General features: G+C 63.9%; 6 protein-coding genes and 1 pseudogene. 6 read left to right on the forward strand and 1 reads right to left on the reverse strand.

Features of this window, described 5'->3' with window-relative positions:
* The 3 genes and pseudogenes from MKL09_RS19875 to MKL09_RS19885 all read left to right on the forward strand — a co-directional run.
* Window positions 1-491: pseudogene (locus MKL09_RS19875) on the forward strand (blue light sensor protein); the annotation flags it as partial.
* A gap of 186 nt (window positions 492-677) precedes the next feature.
* Window positions 678-1022, forward strand: a complete 345-nt coding sequence (locus MKL09_RS19880; RefSeq protein ID WP_243969039.1) for a hypothetical protein — start codon at window positions 678-680, stop codon at window positions 1020-1022.
* Window positions 1023-1808: 786 nt separating this feature from the next.
* Complete coding sequence (locus MKL09_RS19885) at window positions 1809-2216, forward strand: helix-turn-helix domain-containing protein (RefSeq protein WP_243969041.1); 408 nt, start codon at window positions 1809-1811, stop codon at window positions 2214-2216.
* Here MKL09_RS19885 and MKL09_RS19890 read toward each other — a convergent pair.
* Complete coding sequence (locus tag MKL09_RS19890; RefSeq protein ID WP_243969043.1) at window positions 2207-2632, reverse strand: hypothetical protein; 426 nt, start codon at window positions 2630-2632, stop codon at window positions 2207-2209. The two genes, MKL09_RS19885 and MKL09_RS19890, sit on opposite strands and share 10 nt — an antisense overlap.
* Window positions 2633-3355: 723 nt before the next feature.
* Here MKL09_RS19890 and MKL09_RS19895 point away from each other — a divergent pair.
* From MKL09_RS19895 to MKL09_RS19905, 3 genes are all read left to right on the forward strand, one after another.
* The gene (locus MKL09_RS19895) at window positions 3356-4531 is read left to right on the forward strand and encodes a YihY/virulence factor BrkB family protein (protein ID WP_244022990.1); all 1176 of its coding nucleotides are present in this window, start codon (window positions 3356-3358) and stop codon (window positions 4529-4531) included.
* A gap of 385 nt (window positions 4532-4916) precedes the next feature.
* On the forward strand, window positions 4917-5120 hold the full coding sequence (locus MKL09_RS19900) for a hypothetical protein (protein ID WP_243969047.1): 204 nt from the start codon (window positions 4917-4919) through the stop codon (window positions 5118-5120).
* A 220-nt stretch (window positions 5121-5340) separates the two neighbouring features.
* The gene (locus MKL09_RS19905; RefSeq protein ID WP_243969049.1) at window positions 5341-5541 is read left to right on the forward strand and encodes a hypothetical protein; all 201 of its coding nucleotides are present in this window, start codon (window positions 5341-5343) and stop codon (window positions 5539-5541) included.
* The last annotated feature ends 183 nt before the right edge of the window (window positions 5542-5724 follow it).

Consider the following 5724-nt stretch of genomic DNA (forward strand, 5'->3'; position numbering starts at 1 on the left):
CGATCGAACCACCTGAGGTTCATCCCCCGGCAGGGCTGGATGTCGAGCAACTGAAAACAGAAATCGCGCAGCTTCGACCTGACGCGCCAGCCACGCGGACGTCATCACCGGTGAGCAATCAGCGGGCTGCTGAGGTCAAGAATGCCGTGCTACAATCCCTTCCCATCCGCGATGTGAACCGTTCGCCGAAGGGAGCGACCGACGCTGCCCTCTATGTGCTCAAAGCCGCCTTGGCGAGTGAGCGGCAACGCACGAGCGGTCTACGGACTGAGATCGACACGTTGCAAGTCGCGTTGGCATCGAGCGAGGATCAGCTTGCTGCCATGCGGGTAGAACGGGATCGTTGGGCGGGACGTGCGCAGCTTCTCGCGACGGCGATGGCTCAGGAAGCCGGCGACATCCAGATGTCGGCTTATCGTGTCGGCTCGCTTGAAACCTCGCCCAACGGAGAGGCCGGTTTGAAAGACGACGCCGACGTTCTGGCCGCCTGAAAACGCGACCCCGGTGGGCTGCTGCCGGAACGACGGGGGGGGGGGCGAGCGCGACCAAAGCTGTTGGTGCTCGAACCCCATCCAGATCCAACGTCCCTATCCATCGCGCCAGCGATCGGCCCCGGTGCCGGACCTATCCAGTACGGAACGCTACATTGCGTCGTTCTGTTACTGCGGCTTCCGGGAGTGATCACCGCGGAGGATTTCGCGAACGACTGCCCGGTGCCGCTGGGGCTCGCGACGCGCCTGATGCGGGCTGCCCCCGAGACACTGCTCGATCTCCTCGAAGGTATCCCGGAGGCGACGCGGGCGCGGCTAGCCCTATGGCTGTATGGCCGAAGCCATACGCACGAGATCGGCGTGCGCGTCGCGGCGACCTGCGAGCGATCCTGCTTGTATCGGGTCGGTGGGCCCGTCGGCGATGCTCTGCATGAGCTGTCGCGTCAGCCCTATGCGGCGCCGAGCCATGGCATGCATGGTGGCGGTGGACGGCGTCAGATCAGCCTTGGCGGTTCGTATCGGACAGGGTGAGATCAGTCAGGCGCACAGGGGAGGAATGACCATCTGGACGTAGACCGAGCACGTCCATGACCCGGTTCCGGACCCCCGCGTCGATGAGTGGCGCCCCATTCTCAAGCCCAATAATCGCCCCGGGGTCGACCCGGGCGAGCACCGCCAAGGTCTCGATTGAGTAGGCACCGCGTATGCGGGCGGCATAGATCTGCGCCGCTATCGCAGCATTCAGGGCGGTAGGCTCGTCGTCTTGGTCGCTCATGGGCCAGCGGTACGTGCCGGCTCCGGGCGAAGTTTCCCCCAACGAGCTTTTTTGAGACTCGGCTACTCCATCCCCGACGGCCGAGGGCGTGGCATGCCAAGCTCGGTCAACCCCAGGAATAGTGCGACGCGCGTCAGCACAGCGAGCGAGAACGTGCAGCCGTTGCCGTTCTCGATAGCCGCTATGACCTCAGGTGCGAGGTGTGCCAACCGAGCAGCGTTGTCCAGAGACAAGCACAGACGGGCTCGTGCCGGGCCAGCGTGCGTCGCGAGGTTGCGCAGCACGACGTGGCGCCGCTCCTCAATCTCATCCATGGAAGGTGCTCGATCTCGCCAGGACCTGCAGCCCTCATAGGGGCGATACAACCGTCGCCGCTTTTACAAAATACCCAGAGTTGCACTCGTGCCCTGCACAAGTTGCAGCTGTTGCTCAGCTGCACTAACGGTTGTCTGGCACAATCAGGTACAATCCTCAGTCGATTTTAGGCGACTGTACCAGCGGCTGCGCGTTCCGGCATCCCCTCGTAGAAAGCCAATCCTGCGATGACCGCCACCAATACACCGAAGCTGGCGACTGAAGCTGATCGCGCGATCGGCAGCCGCATCGCGGCGCTTCGGGCGGCACAGGGTCTGAGCCAGACCGCGCTCGGTCACGCCATTGGGGTGAGCTTCCAGCAGGTGCAGAAGTACGAGAAGGGCCGCAACCGGGTCGGCGCCAGCCGTCTGCAGATGATCGCGGATCAGCTCAGGGTGCCAGTCGAGACGTTTTTCTCCGACACGGCGCCGGTGGATGCCGGAGTCGCGCCCGTTCAGACCTATTTCGACGATCCGAAGGTCGTCGAGCTCGTCCAGGCGTTCACGAGCATCGCCGACGCGCCGACGCGCGAGAGTGTTCTGTCGATCGTGAAAGCAGCGGCCACAATCCAGCAGAGGCGTGCCTTTCAGGCATAGGGCCCACCAAACAGGTCGCCTGATGCCTTCCGCCGGAACAGCGTGCGCCATCGCCGCCTCTGATGCTCCGGCCGGTCGTGGATCATGTGGCATCGTTGGCAGAAGGCCGCGAGGTTGGCGTCTGCGTTGTTGGCCGTGTTGTGATCCCGGTGAGCGGCGGCCAGCACGACATAGGTCCGGCGGGCGCGGCCGAGAATGTCGGTGCCCGCCCCGATCCGGACCCGGCGCCCCCATCCATCGCGCCATCGGCCAGCCTCAGCATCCCACCAGCGGCCATCGCCGAGGTGATAGACCAGCTGCCCGTGCGGCCGCCCGCAGCTCTCGCAGCGCCCCTGCGCCCGGCCGAAGCGGATCGCCATCGACAGCTCGCGCCAGTCGATCGGATAGAAGAAGCGGTGTTCTGGCCGGATCGGCATGATGGCGCACTGTGCCACCCACCGTGAAGAAAGCGTAGCCTTAAGGCGCCTTCAAGGGTCGCCTAGGGCCAGCGGCATGTCACTGACGCGTCCCCTGTTACCGTCGGAAGCTTAGCCTTAACTAACGCTTCAATGCGCGTTCGCCTATGCAACGCCCCTGGGCAGGCAAGGGGAAGAAGCGTGACAGGGACGCCGGCAAAGAGAACCAGCCCACTGGCGCGTCTTCGGGTTGGCCGGATCAAGCCACCTGCCGTCCAGCCTCGCATTCCACCCCTTGATCCACTGCCCCAGCGCGCCCTTACGGCATCCGATCTCATCGCTATGTCGCGAGCTGCATGAAAAGCAGATGGACATCGCGAGGAACAGGCCAGGCTCAGCAGGTAACGCCGTTCTCAATCAGCGGCTGATCGGGGGCGCTCGGAGCAGTTGCGATCCAGCTCTTGGCGATCAGGACTGTGCCTTGCCCTGTGCACCCGCCGTCAGCCCGACGTCGTGCTAAAATGGGCTGCGAGGCGAGGCTAGACACCGGCCCCGCCGACCTCCATCCCGAGCGCATGCCTGAGCAGCACGGCCAGACCTCAAGCCTTTGGTGACGATCTGCTGGCGCGCTCCGTTTCATCGCCCCGAAGATTGTGTCCTGAAGCTTCTGGTTGCAACGTTCGGAGCCACACGCTGTTATTGCGCGTGATGCTATAGCGCAGCTTAGCGCGCGGAAATTTTTAAATGACGTCCCATCACCGAGACCGCTCGCAGCCCGGCTCCGTCGAGAAGGGAAACTCCCTCGCCTGGACCTTGGCGCTGACCACCGCGCTGCTCGGCATCGTGGCATTGCCACGACGCACGGCCCGTACAGGATCCGGCGCCTCCGCAGCAGGTTCGGACAGCGGGGATGGAGCGGCACGCCGGACGTCTCCCTCTCACACCGGTCGTGAAGCCCAAGAAGTAGCGCGCACGCAGGCTGATCGCGGACGGCAAGCCAAACACCCGACCGAGATCCCCGCCAAAGGCTGGAAGGACATCGCGCTGCGTACCTACCGGGACGTGGGCGAGAACCGGATCATGCTAGTGTCGGCCGGCGTAACCTTCTTTGCGTTGCTGGCGATCTTCCCGGCGATCGCCGCCCTGGTGTCGGTCTACGGGCTCGCGGCAGACGCCTCGACCATCAACGATCAACTCACCAGCCTGCAAGGCATTATGCCCCAAGGTGCCCTCGATATCCTCGGCGATCAGGTCAAGCTGCTGGATGAGAAGGGAAATGCCACGCTTGGGCTCAGTCTTCTCGTGAGCGTTGCCCTGTCGGTGTGGAGCGCCAACGGTGGCATGAAGCACATCTTCGACGCGCTCAACCTCGTTTACAACGAACGCGAGACGCGCAACTTTTTCGTCCTGAACCTCGTCTCGCTGGCCTTCACCGCGGGCGCGCTGGCGTTCCTGATCCTGGCCCTCGGCGCCGTTGTGGTGCTGCCCGTCGTGTTCGAGTTCATCGGGATCGGCAAAGATGCATGGTGGCTGGCCCTGTTGCGCTGGCCTGTCCTGCTGCTCGCGGTTCTGGGCGGCTTGGCGGTCCTCTATCGCTATGGTCCGAGCCGGGACGCGCCGCGCTGGCATTGGGTCACCGGGGGGAGTGGCGTGGCGGCGGTGCTGTGGCTTGGCGGCTCGCTGCTGTTCTCGTGGTACGTCGCCAATTTTGGCAGCTACAACAAGACCTACGGCTCGCTCGGGGCGGCGATCGGGTTCATGACCTGGATCTGGATCTCGACGATCATCGTGCTGCTGGGCGCCCAGCTGAACGCCGAGATGGAGCACCAGACCGCCGAGGACACCACGGTGGGCAAGCCGCAGCCACTAGGCACGCGAGGAGCGAAGATGGCCGACAGCGTCGGCGCTGCAGCGGAGTAGGGCGTTACCGTCCCACCTCGGCGTTCCTCAGCATCCCGTAGAATTTCCCCGGGTCGAACATTGCCCGCGCCTGTTGCAGCGAGATCGGCCGGCCACCTCGACAGACACGGCCACGCTCGCCATCTTAGGGCCATGACCGACCATCGCGGCCAGACCTACGACCCGCAACACGAGCCCACGGTGAGGATGTAGTATCCGACCAGTTGGTCAGGTCCGCCAGCCGCACGCGGCCGGGAGGATTATTCTTTGAATTACCTTGATGGCGATAACCGTTGGATCGAGGAGAGCCCCACATCTAGGGTTGCATATAGCAATCCTATACCCGTCTAGCCGCTCCTATAGGCTGAAACACGATCTTGCAGCCGCATCTTGGGGGGATGACGACATGCTCGACGAAGCCGACATTCGACACGAGATTGTGGTCCAGCGCCTGATGGGGCGCCTTCAGAGCCACGCCCGCGAACTCAACCTCAATGACGGGTTGGTCCGCCACATTGTCTCGCGGGTCATCCGCGACATGCCCTTGTGCCCGGACGACGAGCGAGTTTCTGAGGCGCGCCAGTGGATGGCTATCGCCGCAACGATGTAGCCGGCGATCCGTGCCGACCGCGTACAGGGACAGTAAACTACCCTGCGCCACCATACCCTCAGCGATTGGCTCCGGCCGCGCGCCGGAAGAGTAGCACCGGGGTCTCCACCCCTCGATACTCGGTGCGGCCTCGCCGGCGCAGTCGCGTTCAGTGTAGATGTTGTTGCCGCCAAGCTTGAGCGCGGATAGAGCCCCTGCCTGTGATCTGGAGCAGGCGCTGATGGGCGACGACGTGACCGCCCTGCTCGTCGCTATCGCGCGGGAGAACGCTGATCTACGCCAGCAACTCGCGATCGCCCAGGACATGCTGATGGAGACCGCGATCGATGCCGGGAACCTGCATGCCTTGATCGAGGCGGTTCAGGCCGAGCGCGATGCTTGGCGGGACGAAGCTGGACGGCTCGCAAGGTGCGGTTTTTAGGTAGCGTAATCGTTCAGTCGTCACCTGGTTGGTGTGAGCTGCGACGATGCCTCGATCAGAGCTGGCTTCTGGTTGGGATCGCGAGCGTAATGCAAGACGGCCGGTGTGTCCGATCCGCGCTCGCCTCCTCGGCGTGGACCAGCTTACCTCGTCCTGAACGAGGGGCTGCTTATGAAACGATAC

It is taken from the genome of Methylobacterium sp. J-048, assembly GCF_022829515.1.
GTDB lineage: Bacteria > Pseudomonadota > Alphaproteobacteria > Rhizobiales > Beijerinckiaceae > Methylobacterium.